The following is a 16229-nucleotide window of genomic DNA, read 5'->3' as shown; positions in this document are numbered from 1 at the left end:
AATTCCGCTTGCAAAATAGGTATTACGGTATACCATCAGACACATCAACGATAAAAACCGCGGACCACCGCAGCCCTATAGAGGTACACCAGATGATCGACGCAACCGTCTACAAGCATGTCCTGGGCTCCTTCCCGTCCGGCGTTACCGTCATCACCACCCTGGACGACGATGGCTCGGTCGTCGGCCTGACCGCCAGCGCCTTCTCCTCCCTGTCGATGGACCCGCCGCTGGTGCTGTTCTGCCCCAACTACACCTCCGACTCCTACCCCGTGCTGATCCGGCAGAAGCGCTTCGCCATTCATCTGTTGTCCGGTGAACAGCAGGCCGAAGCCTATGCGTTCGCCAAGAAGGGCAAGGACAAGGCCAGTGGCATCGAGTGGACCCTGAGTGAACTGGGCAACCCGATCCTGGCCGGTGCCACCGCGGTCATCGAATGCGAACTGTGGCGCGAATACGAAGGTGGCGACCACGCCATCATGGTCGGCAAGGTGCACAACCTGATCGTCCCTGAAGAGGCGCCACGGCCGATGGTGTACTGCCGCGGCAAGATGGCCAGCCTGCCGGCCTTTGCCTGAAGCCTATTCTGAATCGAGACCGCTGGCGCCAACCCTGCCAGGCGCCAGCCCCTTTCAAGCGTTGAGGAAAGCCCCATGAAATTTTCGTTGTTCGTGCACATGGAACGTTGGGATGAACAGGTCAGCCACCGCCAGCTGTTCGAAGACCTGACCGAACTGACCCTGATGGCCGAGAACGGCGGTTTCAGCACCGTGTGGATCGGCGAACACCACGCCATGGAATACACCATTTCGCCAAGCCCGATGCCGCTGCTGGCCTACCTGGCTGCGCGCACCGACAAGATCCGCCTGGGCGCCGGCACCATCATCGCGCCGTTCTGGAACCCGATCCGCGTGGCGGGCGAATGCGCCCTGCTCGATGTGATCAGCAATGGCCGCATGGAAGTGGGCCTGGCGCGTGGCGCCTACCAGTTCGAATTCGACCGCATGGCAGGCGGCATGCCGGCCACCGACGGCGGCAAGGCCCTGCGCGAAATGGTGCCGGTGGTGCGCAAGCTGTGGGAAGGCGACTACGCCCATGACGGCGAAGTCTACAAGTTCCCCACCTCCACCAGCGTGCCGAAGCCGTTCAACGCCACCCCACCGATGTGGATCGCCGCCCGCGACCCGGACTCGCACAACTTCGCCGTGGCCAATGGCTGCAACGTCATGGTCACCCCGCTGATGAAGGGTGACGAGGAAGTGCTGGACCTGAAGAACAAGTTCCAGGCTGCCCTGGACAACAACCCGGGCGTGCCGCGCCCGCAACTGATGGTGCTGCGCCACACCCACGTGCACAGCCCGGCCGAGCCGGAAGGCTGGAAGGTCGGCGCCCAGGCCATCTCGCGCTTCTACCGCACCTTCGATGCCTGGTTCGGCAACAAGACCACCCCGGTCAACGGCTTCCTCGAGCCGAGCCCGGAATCGAAGTTCGCCGAAGTGCCGGCGTTCGAGCTGGAGAACATCCGCAAGAACACCATGATCGGCACGCCGGAAGAGATCATCGCGCGTATCAAGTACTACCAGGAACTTGGCGTCGACGAGTTCAGCTTCTGGTGCGACAACAGCCTGCCCCACGCCGAGAAGAAGAAATCGCTGGAGCTGTTCATCAAGGAAGTGGTGCCGGCGTTCGCCTGATTTCCCATTACCTGAAACATTGCGGGACGCGCCCGCTCCCGTGGGCCTTGTGGCCCGCGTGAGCGGGCTTTTTTTTGGGGAGTGATCCGTTGCCTGTACTGGCCTCTTCGCGGGTGAACCCGCTCCCACAGGTATGACGCAGACCATGAACCCTGTGGGGTACCTGTGGGAGCGGGTTCACCCGCGAAGAGGCCGGTACAGAACGCCACAAAAACCCCGATACACAGCGCCTTTCGTCCCCTCGCAAGAGAAATTTCCAGCCACCTCTTGCACAACAAATATTATGGTATACCATCAGACAGCAAGAGCTGATAACCCTCACCAGGAGCCACCCATGAGTTTCGAAATCCGCAAGATCGTCACCTACTCCGAAGAGACCCGCATCGAAGGCGGCAAGGCCACCGACAAGCCGGTGACCATGGTCGGCCTGGCCGTCGTGATCAAGAACCCATGGGCCGGTCGCGGTTTCGTTGAAGATCTGAAGCCGGAAATCCGTGCCAACTGCTCGGACCTGGGTGCCCTGATGGTCGAGCGCCTGACTGCAGCCATCGGCGGCGCCGACAAGATCGAAGCCTACGGCAAGGCCGCAGTCGTCGGCGCCGACGGCGAAATCGAACACGCCTCGGCGGTGATCCACACCCTGCGCTTCGGCAACCACTACCGCGAAGCGGTACAGGCCAAGAGCTACCTGAGCTTCACCAACAAGCGCGGCGGCCCGGGCACCTCTATCCAGATCCCGATGATGCAGAAGGACGACGAAGGCCTGCGCTCGCACTACATCACCCTGGAAATGCAGATCGAAGATGCCCCGCGCGCCGATGAAATCGTCGTGGTCCTGGGCGCCTCCGACGGCGGCCGCCTGCACCCGCGCATCGGCAACCGCTACATCGACCTGGAAGAACTGGCTGCCGAAAAAGCCAACGCTCAATAACAACAACCAAGACGGGCCGGGGCGTGGCGTGCTTACCCGCCGCGCCCGACCTTCAAGGAGCGCCCTCCATGATTCAGCCTGTCGCTGAACGCACACCCGCCGGCACCAGCTACCTGTCCGTCGGCCAGGGCCAACCCGTGGTACTGATCCACGGCGTGGGCCTGAACAAGGAAATGTGGGGCGGTCAGTTCGTTGGCCTGGCCAACGACTACCGCGTCATTGCCTACGACATGCTCGGCCACGGCCAGAGCGCACTGCCGGCCGCGGACATCGGCCTGGAAGGCTATGCCGCCCAGCTCGCCGAACTGCTCGACCACCTGCAGATCGCGCAAGCCACCGTGATCGGCTTCTCCATGGGCGGCCTGGTCGCCCGGGCGTTCGCCCTCGGCTACCCGCAGCGCCTGGCCGCACTGGTAGTGCTCAACAGCGTGTTCAACCGCACCCCCGAGCAGAGTGCCGGCGTTATCGCCCGCGCCGCCCAGGCTGCGCAGCTGGGCCCCGACGCCAACGTCGACGCCGCGCTCGACCGCTGGTTCAGCCGTGAATACAAGGCTGCCAACCCGGCGCAGGTCGCCGCCATTCGCCAGGTGCTGGCGAGCAACGACCCGCAGGGCTACCACACCACTTATTCGCTGTTCGCCACCCAGGACATGTACCGCGCCGCCGACCTGGCCAGTATCCAGGTGCCGACGCTGATCGCCACCGGCGAACTCGACTCGGGCTCCACCCCGGCCATGACCCGCCAGCTCGCCGCCAGCATTCCTGGCGCGCACAGCGTGGTCCTCGCCGAGCAACGGCATATGATGCCGGTGGAAGCACCGCGTGAAGTCAACAAGATGCTGCTGGACTTCCTCGCGCAAGCCCGCACCCTCACCGAATCCGCCAAGGGGATTGTTGCATGACCCTCGTTCGTTTCCAGATGTGCATCGACGGCCAATGGCGCGATGCCCAGAGCGGCAAGACCTTCGACAGCCTCAACCCGGCCACCGCCCAGGCCTGGGCGCAACTGCCCGACGCCGACGAGGCCGATGTGGAGCTGGCCGTGCAGGCCGCCCAGCGTGCCTTCGACAGCAAGGAGTGGCGCAGCATCACCGCCACCGCGCGCGGCAAGCTGCTGCGTCGCCTGGGTGACCTGATTGCCGAAAACAAGGAACACCTGGCCCAGCTGGAAAGCCGTGACAACGGCAAGCTGATCCGCGAAACCCGCGGCCAGGTCGGCTACCTGCCAGAGTTCTTCCACTACACCGCTGGCCTTGCCGACAAGCTTGAAGGCGGCACCCTGCCGCTGGACAAGCCCGACCTGTTCGCCTACACCGTGCACGAGCCGATCGGCGTGGTGGCCGGGATCATCCCGTGGAACAGCCCGCTGTACCTCACCGCCATCAAGCTGGCCCCGGCCCTGGCCGCCGGCAACACCATCGTGCTCAAGCCGTCCGAGCACGCCTCGGCGACCATCCTCGAGCTGGCCCGCCTGGCCCTCGAGGCCGGCTTCCCGGCCGGTGTGGTCAACGTGGTCACCGGCTACGGCCCCAGCACCGGCGCGGCGCTGACCCGCCACCCGCTGGTGCGCAAGATCGCCTTCACCGGCGGCGCCGCCACCGCCCGCCACGTGGTACGCAGCAGCGCCGAGAACTTCGCCAAGCTGTCGCTGGAGCTGGGCGGCAAGTCGCCGAACATCATCTTCGCCGACGCCGACCTGGACAGCGCCATCAACGGCGCCGTGGCCGGCATCTATGCCGCCTCCGGGCAAAGCTGCGTGGCCGGCTCGCGCCTGCTGGTGCAGGACGAGATCTTCGACGAGTTCGTCGAACGCCTGATCGCTCGCGCCAAGCGCATCCGCATCGGCAACCCGCAGGACGATGCCAGCGAAATGGGCCCCATGGCCACCGCGCAACAGCTGGCTGTGGTCGAAGGCCTGGTGGCCGCGGCCAAGGCCGAAGGCGCCAAGCTGCACATGGGCGGCAAGCGCGCCGAGGTCGAGGGTGACGGCTGGTTCTACGAGCCGACCCTGTTCGAGTGCGACAGCAACTCGATGACCATCATGCAGGAAGAGGTGTTCGGCCCGGTTGCCGCGGTAATCCGCTTCAAGACCGAGGAAGAGGCCCTGGCCATCGCCAACGACTCGCAGTTCGGCCTGGCCGCCGGCATCTGGACCCGCGACCTGGGCCGTGCCCACCGCCTGGCCCGCGACGTGCGTTCGGGGATCATCTGGGTCAACACCTACCGAGCCGTGTCGGCTATGGCGCCGATCGGCGGGTTCAAGAACAGCGGCTACGGCCGTGAGAGCGGCATCGATTCGGTGCTGGCCTATACCGAGCTGAAGACCGTGTGGATCAACCTGTCCACCGCGCCGATGCCCGACCCGTTTGTGATGCGCTAAGAGGTAGCACAAGATGATCGAACCAGGCATCTACAAAGACGTGATGGGCTCCTTCCCGTCCGGCGTCACGGTGGTCACCACCCTCGACGCCGACGGTGGCATCGTCGGCATAACCGCCAGCGCGTTCAGCGCGCTGTCGATCGACCCGGCGCTGGTGCTGTTCTGCCCCAACTACGCCTCCGACACCTACCCCATCCTGCGTGACAGCAAGCAGTTCGCGATTCACCTGCTGTCCGCCGACCAGACCGCCGAGGCCTATGCCTTCGCCGGCAAGGGCAAGGACAAGGCCAAAGGCATCGACTGGCACCTGAGCGAGCTGGGCAACCCGCTGCTGGCCAAGGCCACGGCGATCATCGAGTGCGAACTGTGGCGCGAGTACGACGGCGGTGACCACGCGATCATCGTCGGCGCGGTGAAGAACCTGGTGCTGCCGGCCGAGCCGGTAACCCCGATGGTCTACCACAAGGGCAAGCTGGGCGCCCTGCCGCCCCTGGGCTGATAGACCGCTTTGGCTTCTTCGCGGGCTCGCCCGCTCCCACAGGTACTGCGCAGGTTTCAGCACCTGTGCAATCCCTGTGGGAGCGGGCAAGCCCGCGAAGAAGCCAACACCGATGACCCTGTTTTGATCCGGAGTACTGCACATGAGCAATGAAAAGTACGAAAAAGGCCTGCAGATCCGCACCCAGGTACTGGGCGAGGACTACGTCAACCGCTCGATCCAGAACGCCGACGACTTCACCAAGCCGTTGCAGGAGCTGGTCACCGAATACTGCTGGGGCCACGTCTGGGGCCGCGAAGGCTTGTCGCTCAAAGAGCGCAGCATGATAAACTTGGCCATGATTTCCGCGCTCAACCGGCCCCACGAGCTCAAGCTGCACATTCGCGGCGCCTTGCGTAATGGCCTGAGCCGTGAACAGATTCGCGAGATCCTGCTCCAGGTCGGCATTTATTGCGGCGTGCCCGCGGCGGTGGACAGTTTCCGCCTGGCCCGCGAAGCGTTCGCTGAAGCCGATGCGGAGTCAACCCGTTAACACCGGGCTGTTCGAACCCACGCAAGGAGCACCCAAGGTTCGTGGTGCTGTTGCGGTTGCGGCCGGGCAGCCTCTTTAAGAGCGCACTTGATGAAACGCCAGCCACTCGACGACAGCTTCAAGGTCAACCGCAACCCCGTTACCCTGCGCGAAATCGTGCTCGACAAGCTGCGCGCCGCGATCATGAACTTCCACCTGCTGCCAGGCGACCGCCTGGTCGAGCGCGACCTCTGCGACCGCCTCGGCGTCAGCCGCACCTCGGTGCGTGAAGCCCTGCGCCACCTCGAATCCGAAGGCCTGGTGGAATTCGCCGACGCCAAGGGCCCGCGCGTGGCCATCATCACCCTGGAAGACGCCCGCGACATCTACGAGCTGCGCTGCGTGCTCGAAGGCCTGATCGTGCAGCTGTTCACCCTCAACGCCAAGGCCAAGGACATCCGCGCCCTGGAACGCGCGCTGGAGGTCAACCGCGAAGCCCTCGAGGAAGGCGAACTGCAACAGGTGCTGGACTCGGTACAAGGCTTCTACGATGTGCTGCTGGAAGGCTCCGGCAACCAGGTGGCGGCCCAGCAGCTGCGCCAGTTGCAGGCGCGCATCAGCTACCTGCGCGCCACCTCGGTGTCGCAGGAGAACCGCCGCGGCGCCAGCAACCGCGAAATGGAAAAGATCGTCGAGGCGATCAAGAGCGGCGACCCGCTGGTTGCCCACCAGGCCTCGGTCGACCACGTCCGCGCCGCCGCCAAGGTGGCCCTGGACTACCTGCGCCAGAAGCAGGATGACAACGTCAAGGTGCGCGAGATGGTCGAGCCCCTGGCCTTGAAGGACCCACGCATATAAGCCACCCACAGGCCACCGATCATGCCCAACGCCCCGCGCTACTGCCCGCACTGCACCACGGAACTGGCCCGGGGCGTTCCCACTGGCGACACCCACGAACGCCTGCACTGCACCGGCTGCGGCTACATCCACTACATCAACCCGAAGATCATCGCCGGCTGCATCATCGAGCGTGATGGCAAGTACCTGCTGTGCCAGCGCGCCATCCCGCCGCGCCCCGGCACCTGGACCTTGCCGGCCGGGTTCATGGAGGCCGGCGAAACCACCGAGCAGGCGGCCCTGCGCGAGGTCTGGGAAGAAAGCGGCGTACGTGCCGAAATCGTCTCGCCGTACTCGATCTTCAGCGTCCCGAAGATCAGCGAGGTCTACATCATCTTCCGCGCCATCGCCACCGAGGAAACCGGGCAGTACGGGGTGGAAACGCTGGAGTACAGGTTCTTCGAACCGGACGAGATCCCGTGGGACGAGATCTACTACCCGGCAATCCGGCAAATTCTCGAGCGCTATATCCTCGAGCGGCAGGCCGGGGTTTATGGCATCTACATGGGCAATGACGACACAGGCAAGGTGCATTTCATTCGCTAGCCTGTACCGGCCTCTTCGCGGGCCTGCCCGCTCCCACCTGTACGGCGCAAAGCTTGAGCAATGTGCTATCCCTGTAGGAGCGGGCAAGCCCGCGAAGAGGCCGGTACAGCCACCAAAAATTCTCGCCAAACGTCTATTCTGGATGCACCCTTAAGGCCTTACGCAAAAGGACCAGCAGAGCACATGGCAAAATGGCTAGACGGCGGCGGGCTGATGGCCGAGCGCATCCGCAACCACGATTGGGCCGCCACCACACTGGGCCCGCTGCAGCACTGGCCCGACCCGCTGAAAACCAGCCTGGCCCTGTGCCTGGCCTCGCGCTTCCCACAAGCTGTGCTCTGGGGCCCTGACCTGCTCACCCTGCACAACGACGCCTTCTCGCAGATACTCGGGCAAAAGCCCTCGGCATTGGGCATCCCCTTCCGCGCCGTGTGGCAGGAAGCCTGGGCCGACATCGGCCACATGGCCAACCGCGCTCTGGCCGGCGAGGCGGTGTACATCGAAGACTTCCCGCTCGTCATCGACCGCAACGGCAGCCCCGAACGGGCCTATTTCACCTTCTGCTACAGCCCCATCCGCGACCACGACGGCAAGGTGCTGGGCATGCTCGATACAGTCACCGAAACCACCGCCAGCGTGCTCGCCAACCAGCGCCTGAAATTCCTCGACGACCTGGGCCGCGCCGTGGCCGACGCCACCGACCCGGACCAGATCCTTGCCACTACCACGCGCATGCTGGTCGAGCACCTGCAACTGTCGAGTTGCGCCTATGCGGTGATGGAGCCCGACGAAGACGGTTTCACCATCTGCGGTGACGCCGTGGCGCCCGGCTCGCCGCATCTGTTGGGCCGCTATCGCTTGCAGGATTTCGGCAAGCTGGCGCTCGGCCGCCTGCGCAGTGGCCTGCCGTTGGTCATCCAGGACAACCTGAGCGAGCTGTCCCCGGAGGAAGCTGCCACCTTCCAGGCCATCGGCATTACCGCGACCATTTGCATGCCCCTGATCAAAGGCGGCCGGCTGACCGCGCTGATGGCCATCCACGACAAGGCGCCACGGGAGTGGACCCACTATGAACAGGCGCTGATCAGCGAAGTCACCGAGCGCTCCTGGGCGCATGTCCAGCGGGTGCAGGCCCACACCGAAGTGCGCGAGGCCATGGCGGCACTGGAGGCGCTGAATGCCACCCTCGAACAGCGCGTGGATGAACGCACCAGCCAGTTGCTGTACACAGAAGCCGTGCTGCGCCAGGCCCAGAAGCTCGAAGCCATCGGCCAGCTGACCGGCGGCGCGGCCCATGACTTCAACAACCTGCTGACCATCATTCGCTCGTCGCTGCATTTTCTGCAGCGCCCCAACCTCGATGCACAGCGCCGCGAGCGCTACCTCAAGACCATGTCCGACACTGTCGACCGCGGTACCAGGCTGACCGGCCAGTTGCTGGCCTTCGCCCGCCGCCAGGCCCTGAGCCCGCAAGTGTTCGAGGCCGGGCCACGGCTGGAAGCCATGGCCGACATGCTCGACACGGCCACCGGTGCGCGGATCCAGGTCGAGCTGCAGTTACCGCAGGCGCCTTGCCATATCCGCGCCGACCTCAACCAGCTGGAAACCGCGGTAATCAACCTGATGCTCAACGGCCGCGATGCCATGGCCGGCGAAGGCACCTTGCAGCTGCGCCTTCAGGCCGACCAGCGCCTGCCCGCCCTGCGCGGCCAGGCGCCACAACCGGGCCAGTTCGCGGCGATTTCGGTGAGCGACAGCGGTGTCGGCATTGCCGCCGAACTGCTGGAGCGCATCTTCGACCCGTTCTTCACCACCAAGGCACCGGGTGAAGGCACCGGGCTCGGGCTGTCGCAGGTGTTCGGTTTTGCCAAGCAGTCCGGGGGCGATGTGCAGGTGAACAGTGTCCCGGGCCAGGGCACCACCTTTACCTTGTACCTGCCCCAGGAGCCGCCGCCTGAGGCCTAGCGGTCAACGCCGCCCTTCGGCCAGCATGCGCACGGCCAGGCCCGCCAGCACCGTACCCATCAGCCAGCGCTGAACCTGCTGCCACAGCGGGCGACCGGCGAGGAATACGGCGATGGACCCTGCCATGATCGCGATCAGTGCATTGACCGAAACGCTGATGGCGATCTGCGTCGACCCCAGCACCAGCGACTGCAGCAGCACGCTGCCATGCCCCGGCTCGATGAACTGCGGCATCAACGACAGGTACATGACGGCGATCTTGGGGTTTAGCAGGCTGGTGGCAAAGCCCATGGTGAACAGCCGCCGCGGGCTGTCGGCAGGCAGGTCGCGAACCTGGAACGGCGAACGGCCACCAGGGCGCAGCGCCTGCCAGGCCAGGTACAACAGATACAGCGCGCCACCGATGCGCAGCGCGTCGTAGGCAAAAGGCACGGCCATCACCAGGGCGGTGATGCCCAGCGCGGCGCAGAACATGTAGATGACGAAGCCCAGGGCCACACCACCCAACGAAATCAGCCCGGCCTTGCGGCCCTGGCAGATCGAGCGGGAGATCAGGTAGATCATGTTCGGCCCTGGGGTCAGGACCATGCCGAGGCAGATCAGGGCGAAGGTGAGCAGTTGCGTGGTTTCGGGCATGGGGCACGTCCTGATTGTGCGTTGAAGTGCTGCGAGTTTATCCGAGGCCATGCATGTCGTCTTTACCCTTGGCACTCGCCTGCCAGGTTAACGCGGCAACCTGTAGGAGCGGCCTTGTGTCGCGATGGGCTGCAAAGCAGCCCCAGGATTTCAGCGCAGGTGCACAAATCGCCGGGGCTGCTTTGCAGCCCTATCGCGACACAAGGCCGCTCAAGGGCCAGCGCAGGCCAGTGAGTCAGCTGATCTGGCCGGCTATCAAGCCCAGGGCCACCGTGATCATCGCCACCCCCGACACCCGCCCGACCAGCTTCGCCGCCCCCGGCCGGGTGCTCAGCACGGCTTTGGCGCCATAACCGACCAGCGAATAGATCACCAGCGAGCTGCACAGGTGCACCAGGCCCAGCAGCAAGATCTGCAACGGCACCGGCCAGCTCGACTGCGGGTCGGTGAACTGCGGCAACAACGCCAGGAACAGCAAAAACACTTTCGGGTTCAGGCCACTGACGCAAAACCCTTTCAATGCCCAGCGGGACCCCGACTCCCCCGCACCATCCTGCCCGGCCGCCGGCAATGCCGGGCTCAGCAGCAGGTTGCCACCCAGCCACAGCAGGTAGCTGCACCCCGCCAGGGTCAGCAAGGTCAGCGCCAGCGGGTGGCCGGCCAGCAGGCTGCCGACCCCGGCCGCCACCACCAGGGTCGCAAGGAAATGCCCCGACAACATCCCCGCCACCGCGGGCATCACCCAGCGCCCGCGCATGCCGGCCGAAATGGCATAGGCCCAGTCCGCGCCCGGGGTAATCACGAACAGCATCGACACGGCCCAGAACGCCGTCAGAACACTGAGAGCCACCTGAATCTTCCTTTTTCCACTGCTTTGGGATGACGAAAGATTACGGATTCCGTCGAGGGATTTTCTTTCGTATATTCCCCAACAGACCTCAATTACTGGAAGATCCTTCTCGATGGACAGGACTGATCGAAAAATCCTTGCCGAACTGCAAAAAGACGGTCGGCTATCGGTGACCGAGTTGGCAGACCGTGTGGGGCTCAGCCTGTCGCCCTGCCATCGGCGCTTGAAGGCGCTGGAGGAATCAGGGGCGATTCTCGGCTATCACGCCCGCTTGGCGCCGAGCGCCCTGGGGCTGAACTTTGCCGCGCTGGTGTTCGTGACCCTGCGCGAAGTCACCCGCCAGCCGGTAGCGGACTTTGAAGCGGCGCTGGCCGAAATCCCGCAGATCGTCGAGGCGCAGCGGCTGTTTGGCGACCCGGATTACCTGCTGCATGTGGTGGCCAAGGATTTGCCGGCGTTCCAGAAGCTGTATGACGAGCAGCTGACCAGCATTCCCAATGTGAAGCGGTTGAGTTCGACCCTGGTGATGAAAGAGGTGATTCAGGATCGGTTGTTGCCCATGTAGCGTTGTTGCCTGTACCGGCCCTTTCGCGGGCTCGCCCGCTCCCACAGGTGCACCACAGAACCTGAAAGCTGCGCCGTACCTGTGGGAGCGGGCAAGCCCGCGAAAGGGCCAGCACAGGCAACCATTCAGCCGCCCTGAAAAGGCGCACACCGCACCACCACCGCCCACCACAAACTCCCTGCCACCCCGCCAGCCCCTCTAGCCCAAGCCCTCCCGCCCCCTGGCACCCTCCTTGCTACCGCCCCCCGCTTAACCTTTTGTCAGCCTTAGGTTTTTTAAGGTTTATGGGCACATATTTACTAATTTCTCGTTATCCCCGCGCCCCGCATCATCGCTCCAACAAGAACGCGTCGCCCTTCGCCGGCACGCCCCCGGGCAGCTCCCGATGCCCTACCTTGCCTTGGAGTCAGTCATGACCAGTGCAGCCAATTCGGCACCCCTCATAGAAAAACACACGATCGGCTACGTGCCCCCGCAAGACCGCCATGGAAAGGTAAGGGATCTGTTCACACTGTGGTTCGGCGGCAACATCGCGCCGCTGCCCATCGTCACCGGCGCGCTGGGCGTGCAACTGTTCCACCTGAACCTGGTATGGGGCATCGTCGCCATCCTGGTCGGCCACCTGGTCGGTGGCGTACTGATGGCGCTGCACTCGGCCCAGGGCCCGCAGATGGGCATCCCGCAGATGATCCAGAGCCGCGCCCAGTTCGGCTCGCTCGGCGCGCTGCTGGTGGTGGTGATCGCCGGGGTCATGTACATCGGCTTCTTCGCCTCCAACATCGTCCTCGCCGGCAAGTCGCTGCACGGCGTGGTCGATGCCGTGCCGGTACCGGTGGGCATCGTCATCGGTGCGCTGGGCTCGGGCATCATCGGCATCATCGGCTACCGCTTCATCCACGTGCTCAACCGCATCGGCACCTGGGTGCTGGGTATCGGCATCGTGGTCGGCTTCGGCTACATCTTCAGCCACGTGCAAAGCGACGACTTCCTCACCCGCGGCGGCTTCAACCTGGCCGGCTGGCTGGCCACCGTGTCGCTGGCGGCACTGTGGCAGATAGCCTTTGCGCCCTACGTGTCGGACTACTCGCGCTACCTGCCGGCGGACGTGAAGGTCAGCTCGACGTTCTGGACTACCTACCTGGGCTCGGCCCTGGGTTCGAGCCTGTCGTTCATCTTCGGCGCCGTGGCGGTGCTGGCGATCCCGGCCGGCATGGACACCATGGACGCGGTCAAGCTGGCCACCGGTACCCTCGGCCCGATCATGCTGGTGCTGTTCCTGCTCAGCGTGATCAGCCACAACGCCCTCAACCTGTATGGCGCAGTGCTGTCGATCATCACCCTGGTGCAAACCTTCGCCCACCGCTGGATCCCCACCGCCAAGAGCCGCGCCGTGCTGTCGCTGGTAGTGCTGACGGCCTGCTGCGTGGTGGCGGTGTTCGCCTCGGCGGACTTCATCGGCCACTTCGTCGACATGGTGCTGGTGCTGCTGGTGGTACTGGTACCGTGGACAGCGATCAACCTGATCGACTTCTATGCCATCCACAAGGGTGACTACGATATCCAGTCGATCTTCCAGGTCGATGGCGGCATCTACGGGCGCTACAACCCGCAGGCGCTGATTGCCTATGCCGTGGGCATCGTGGTGCAGATCCCGTTCATGAACACGCCACTATATGTCGGGCCGATTTCCGAGCATATCAACGGAGCGGACCTGTCGTGGCTGGTGGGGCTGGCGGTTACTTCGCCGCTGTACTGGTGGCTGGCCAGCCGTGACAGCGCCTACCGTCGCCGGCAGATGAGTGCCAAGGTGGCCATGGGGCACTGATTCAACCAGTGCCGGCCTCTTCGCGGGCTTGCCAGCTCCTACAGGAATATCGCATGTCTCAGGATCTGTGCTTTCCCTGTGGGAGCGGGTTTACCCGCGAATAGGCCGGTACAGGCAACACATCAATCAGAGGTTGTAGGCCCGCTCATTGTGCTCCGCCAGGTCCAGCCCCTGTTCTTCCTCTTCCCGGCTGGCCCGCAGCCCGATGGTCAGCTTGATCGCCCCCAGAATCGCCCAACTCACCACAAAGCAATACACGAAGGTGAACGCCACCCCCTTCACCTGCACCAATGCCTGCCCGACCGGTGACGCACCCTCCACATAGCCGCCCAACGAAGGCGCGGCAAAGACCCCGGTAAGGATCGCGCCGACCATTCCGCCCACGCCATGCAGGCCGAACACATCCAGGCTGTCGTCGTAGCCCAGCGCCTGCTTCAACCGGGTCACGGCAAAGAAACAGATGGCCGCGGTCAACAGCCCGATCACCAGCGCGCCCAGCGGCCCGACAAATGCACAGGCCGGGGTAATCCCGACCAACCCTGCCAAAGCCCCTGAAGCCGCACCCAAGGCCGTCGGCCGACCATGCGCCACCTTCTCGGTCAGCAACCAGCCGACAATCCCAGCACAGGCCGCCACCATGGTCGCCAGCATCACCACCCCCGCCGCCTGGTTGGCCGCCAGCCCCGAGCCGACGTTGAAGCCGAACCAGCCCACCCACAGCAACCCGGCGCCCACCAGGGTGAAACCGAGGTTGTGCGGCGGCATGGCCACCTGCGGGTAGCCCTTGCGCTTGCCCAGCATCAACGCCGCAGCCAGCGCTGCCACACCGGAGTTGATATGCACGGCGGTACCACCGGCAAAGTCCAGCACGCCCCAGTTGACCATCAACGCCCCCGGCCCGCCCCAGACCATATGCGCGATCGGCGCGTACACCAGCACGAACCAGGCGGCCATGAACAGCAACGAAGCACTGAACTTCATGCGCTCGGCAAAACCACCGGCAATCAGCGCCGGGGTGATGATGGCGAAGGTCAGCTGGAACACCGCGAACACGCCTTCGGGGATGCTACCGACCAGGCTGTCATGGCCGATGTCCAGCATCAGCGCCTTGTCCAGCCCGCCGATGAAGCTGTTGACGGTCAACTGCCCCTCGACCATGCCGGTGGTGTCTACCACCAGGCTGTAGCCGAACAGCACCCAGAGAATGCCGATCACCCCGGCAACGGCGAACAGCTGGGTGAATACCGAGAGGAAGTTCTTGGCCCGCACCATGCCACCGTAGAACAGTGCCAGGCCCGGGATGCACATCATCAGCACGAACATCGCGGCGCAGATCATCCAGGCGGTGTTGCCGGTGTCCAGGGTGGGGTCGGCGGCGTGGGCCCGGGTGGTCAGGGCTAACAACATTACAGCGAGGGTGAGGTGCTTCATGGAGTCACTCCTGTGTGAATGGTGGGGGTGCCCTGGGGCTGCCTTGCAGCCCATCGCGACACAAGGCCGCTCCTACAGGGGGCCGCGCAGGCTCAGAGACGCGGTCCCCTGTAGGAGCGGCCTTGTGTCGCGAAAGGGCCGCAAAGCGGCCCCAATTACCAATAACTCAGTACTGCGCCTGCCCCGGCACCCAGGCGGTCCCCGCCAACGGCACTCGCGCCATCGCCGCAGCCTCCACGGTCAACGCCACCAGGTCCTCCGGGTCGAGGTTGTGCAAGTGCGACTTGCCACACGCCCGCGCCATGGTCTGCGCCTCCAGCACCAGCACCCGCAGGTAGTTGGCCAGGCGGCGCCCGGCCTCCTCCGGGTTCAGGCGCCTGGCCAGTTCCGGGTCCTGGGTGGTAATGCCGGCCGGGTCGCGGCCGTTCTGCCAGTCGTCATAGAAACCGGCCGCCGAGCCGATCTTCTTCAGTTCGGCATCCAGCCGCGGGTGGTTGTCACCCAGCGCGATCAGCGCCGCAGTGCCAATGGCCACCGCATCAGCCCCGAGGGCCATGGCCTTGGCCACGTCGGCACCGTTGCGAATACCACCGGAAACGATCAGCTGCACCTTGCGGTGCATGCCCATTTCCTGCAGCGCCTGCACTGCCTGCGGAATGGCCGGCAGGATCGGGATGCCGACGTGTTCGATGAACACTTCCTGAGTCGCGGCAGTACCGCCCTGCATGCCGTCGAGCACGATCACATCGGCACCTGCCTTCACCGCCAGCTTTACGTCGTAGTACGGGCGGCTGGCGCCGATCTTCACGTAGATGGGTTTTTCCCAGTCGGTGATCTCGCGGATCTCGGCAATCTTGATCGCCAGGTCATCCGGGCCGGTCCAGTCCGGGTGGCGGCAGGCGCTGCGCTGGTCGACGCCGATCGGCAAGGTGCGCATGCCGGCCACGCGCTCGGTCACCTTCATGCCCAGCAGCATGCCGCCACCGCCCGGCTTGGCACCCTGGCCGAGGACGATCTCGATGGCATCGGCCTTGCGCAGGTCGTCGGGGTTCATGCCGTAGCGCGACGGCAGGTACTGGTACACCAGGTGCTGCGACTGGCCGCGTTCTTCCGGGGTCATGCCGCCGTCGCCCGTGGTGGTGCTGGTGCCGGCGATGGTCGCACCACGGCCCAGCGCCTCTTTGGCGTTGGCCGACAACGCGCCGAAACTCATGCCGGCGATGGTCACCGGAATTTTCAGGTGGATCGGCTTCTTGGCGAAGCGGGTGCCCAGCAGCACATCGGTGCCGCATTTTTCGCGGTAGCCTTCCAGCGGGTAGCGCGACACGCTGGCACCCAGCAGCAGCAGGTCGTCGAAGTGCGGCACGCGGCGCTTGGTGCCGCCGCCGCGGATGTCGTAGATGCCGGTTTCGGCGGCACGCTGGATTTCCTGGATGGTCAGGCGGTCGAAGGTGGCCGACTCACGCAGTACTGGTGGGAATTGCTCGCTCATGGGAATG

16 protein-coding genes are annotated in these 16229 nt (G+C 64.7%); 12 read left to right on the top strand and 4 right to left on the bottom strand.

What is annotated here, in order from left to right:
- Positions 1-92 precede the first annotated feature (92 nt).
- The 10 genes from ABIB24_RS14735 (at position 93) to ABIB24_RS14690 (ending at position 9423) form a co-directional block, all read left to right on the top strand.
- Complete coding sequence (locus tag ABIB24_RS14735; protein ID WP_274120792.1) at positions 93-578, top strand: flavin reductase family protein; 486 nt, start codon at positions 93-95, stop codon at positions 576-578.
- A gap of 75 nt (positions 579-653) precedes the next feature.
- Positions 654-1694, top strand: a complete 1041-nt coding sequence (locus tag ABIB24_RS14730) for an LLM class flavin-dependent oxidoreductase (RefSeq protein ID WP_025338791.1) — start codon at positions 654-656, stop codon at positions 1692-1694.
- A gap of 334 nt (positions 1695-2028) precedes the next feature.
- Positions 2029-2625 carry an amino acid synthesis family protein gene (locus ABIB24_RS14725; RefSeq protein ID WP_003258678.1) on the top strand — a complete coding sequence of 199 codons (597 nt, stop codon included), beginning with the start codon at positions 2029-2031 and terminating at the stop codon, positions 2623-2625.
- Positions 2626-2693: 68 nt separating this feature from the next.
- Entirely contained in the window at positions 2694-3527 is an 834-nt protein-coding gene (locus tag ABIB24_RS14720; protein ID WP_025338790.1) for an alpha/beta fold hydrolase, read from the top strand.
- The gene (locus ABIB24_RS14715; RefSeq protein ID WP_015270730.1) at positions 3524-5005 is read left to right on the top strand and encodes an aldehyde dehydrogenase; all 1482 of its coding nucleotides are present in this window, start codon (positions 3524-3526) and stop codon (positions 5003-5005) included. The genes ABIB24_RS14720 and ABIB24_RS14715 overlap by 4 nt, the downstream gene beginning before the upstream one ends.
- 13 nt (positions 5006-5018) lie before the next feature.
- Complete coding sequence (locus ABIB24_RS14710; RefSeq protein WP_003258675.1) at positions 5019-5504, top strand: flavin reductase family protein; 486 nt, start codon at positions 5019-5021, stop codon at positions 5502-5504.
- 142 nt (positions 5505-5646) lie between these two features.
- Entirely contained in the window at positions 5647-6036 is a 390-nt protein-coding gene (locus ABIB24_RS14705) for a carboxymuconolactone decarboxylase family protein (protein ID WP_008100863.1), read from the top strand.
- Positions 6037-6126: 90 nt separating this feature from the next.
- Positions 6127-6873: a GntR family transcriptional regulator gene (locus ABIB24_RS14700; RefSeq protein WP_013973031.1), complete on the top strand. Its 747-nt coding sequence runs from the start codon at positions 6127-6129 to the stop codon at positions 6871-6873.
- Positions 6874-6894: 21 nt separating this feature from the next.
- Positions 6895-7458, top strand: a complete 564-nt coding sequence (locus ABIB24_RS14695; protein ID WP_274120790.1) for an NUDIX hydrolase — start codon at positions 6895-6897, stop codon at positions 7456-7458.
- Positions 7459-7641: 183 nt separating this feature from the next.
- A complete protein-coding gene (locus ABIB24_RS14690; protein WP_354316772.1) occupies positions 7642-9423 on the top strand; it encodes an ATP-binding protein in 1782 nt (593 codons plus the stop codon).
- A gap of 3 nt (positions 9424-9426) precedes the next feature.
- Here ABIB24_RS14690 and ABIB24_RS14685 read toward each other — a convergent pair whose 3' ends face one another.
- Both ABIB24_RS14685 and ABIB24_RS14680 read right to left on the bottom strand, forming a co-directional pair.
- The gene (locus tag ABIB24_RS14685; protein ID WP_023660833.1) at positions 9427-10059 is read right to left on the bottom strand and encodes a LysE family translocator; all 633 of its coding nucleotides are present in this window, start codon (positions 10057-10059) and stop codon (positions 9427-9429) included.
- A gap of 235 nt (positions 10060-10294) precedes the next feature.
- Positions 10295-10909, bottom strand: a complete 615-nt coding sequence (locus tag ABIB24_RS14680; protein ID WP_015270734.1) for a LysE family translocator — start codon at positions 10907-10909, stop codon at positions 10295-10297.
- A gap of 112 nt (positions 10910-11021) precedes the next feature.
- On the opposite strand from ABIB24_RS14680, the gene ABIB24_RS14675 reads away from it, so the two are divergent.
- Together ABIB24_RS14675 and ABIB24_RS14670 are read left to right on the top strand one after the other, a co-directional pair.
- A complete protein-coding gene (locus ABIB24_RS14675; RefSeq protein ID WP_015270735.1) occupies positions 11022-11474 on the top strand; it encodes an Lrp/AsnC family transcriptional regulator in 453 nt (150 codons plus the stop codon).
- Between the two features lie 412 nt (positions 11475-11886).
- Positions 11887-13299: a purine-cytosine permease family protein gene (locus tag ABIB24_RS14670; RefSeq protein WP_025338785.1), complete on the top strand. Its 1413-nt coding sequence runs from the start codon at positions 11887-11889 to the stop codon at positions 13297-13299.
- Between the two features lie 126 nt (positions 13300-13425).
- Here ABIB24_RS14670 and ABIB24_RS14665 read toward each other — a convergent pair whose 3' ends face one another.
- Together ABIB24_RS14665 and ABIB24_RS14660 are read right to left on the bottom strand one after the other, a co-directional pair.
- Positions 13426-14730, bottom strand: coding sequence for an ammonium transporter (locus tag ABIB24_RS14665; protein ID WP_354316768.1), 1305 nt, complete (start codon positions 14728-14730; stop codon positions 13426-13428).
- Positions 14731-14896: 166 nt separating this feature from the next.
- Positions 14897-16222: an FMN-binding glutamate synthase family protein gene (locus ABIB24_RS14660; protein WP_013973039.1), complete on the bottom strand. Its 1326-nt coding sequence runs from the start codon at positions 16220-16222 to the stop codon at positions 14897-14899.
- Positions 16223-16229: the final 7 nt, after the last annotated feature.

This window comes from Pseudomonas sp. UYEF17 (assembly GCF_040546125.1).
Lineage (GTDB): Bacteria > Pseudomonadota > Gammaproteobacteria > Pseudomonadales > Pseudomonadaceae > Aquipseudomonas > Aquipseudomonas putida_Z.
This window is presented reverse-complemented; position numbering and strand designations above follow the sequence as displayed.

Excerpts from the sequence above, each read along its gene's own strand:
- ABIB24_RS14735 (WP_274120792.1), top strand. The coding sequence starts at position 93 with ATGATCGACGCAACCGTCTACAAGCATGTCCTGGGCTCCTTCCCGTCC.
- ABIB24_RS14730 (WP_025338791.1), top strand. The coding sequence starts at position 654 with ATGAAATTTTCGTTGTTCGTGCACATGGAACGTTGGGATGAACAGGTC.
- ABIB24_RS14725 (WP_003258678.1), top strand. The coding sequence starts at position 2,029 with ATGAGTTTCGAAATCCGCAAGATCGTCACCTACTCCGAAGAGACCCGC.
- ABIB24_RS14720 (WP_025338790.1), top strand. The coding sequence starts at position 2,694 with ATGATTCAGCCTGTCGCTGAACGCACACCCGCCGGCACCAGCTACCTG.
- ABIB24_RS14715 (WP_015270730.1), top strand. The coding sequence starts at position 3,524 with ATGACCCTCGTTCGTTTCCAGATGTGCATCGACGGCCAATGGCGCGAT.
- ABIB24_RS14710 (WP_003258675.1), top strand. The coding sequence starts at position 5,019 with ATGATCGAACCAGGCATCTACAAAGACGTGATGGGCTCCTTCCCGTCC.
- ABIB24_RS14705 (WP_008100863.1), top strand. The coding sequence starts at position 5,647 with ATGAGCAATGAAAAGTACGAAAAAGGCCTGCAGATCCGCACCCAGGTA.
- ABIB24_RS14700 (WP_013973031.1), top strand. The coding sequence starts at position 6,127 with ATGAAACGCCAGCCACTCGACGACAGCTTCAAGGTCAACCGCAACCCC.
- ABIB24_RS14695 (WP_274120790.1), top strand. The coding sequence starts at position 6,895 with ATGCCCAACGCCCCGCGCTACTGCCCGCACTGCACCACGGAACTGGCC.
- ABIB24_RS14690 (WP_354316772.1), top strand. The coding sequence starts at position 7,642 with ATGGCAAAATGGCTAGACGGCGGCGGGCTGATGGCCGAGCGCATCCGC.
- ABIB24_RS14685 (WP_023660833.1), bottom strand. The coding sequence starts at position 10,059 with ATGCCCGAAACCACGCAACTGCTCACCTTCGCCCTGATCTGCCTCGGC.
- ABIB24_RS14675 (WP_015270735.1), top strand. The coding sequence starts at position 11,022 with ATGGACAGGACTGATCGAAAAATCCTTGCCGAACTGCAAAAAGACGGT.
- ABIB24_RS14670 (WP_025338785.1), top strand. The coding sequence starts at position 11,887 with ATGACCAGTGCAGCCAATTCGGCACCCCTCATAGAAAAACACACGATC.
- ABIB24_RS14665 (WP_354316768.1), bottom strand. The coding sequence starts at position 14,730 with ATGAAGCACCTCACCCTCGCTGTAATGTTGTTAGCCCTGACCACCCGG.
- ABIB24_RS14660 (WP_013973039.1), bottom strand. The coding sequence starts at position 16,222 with ATGAGCGAGCAATTCCCACCAGTACTGCGTGAGTCGGCCACCTTCGAC.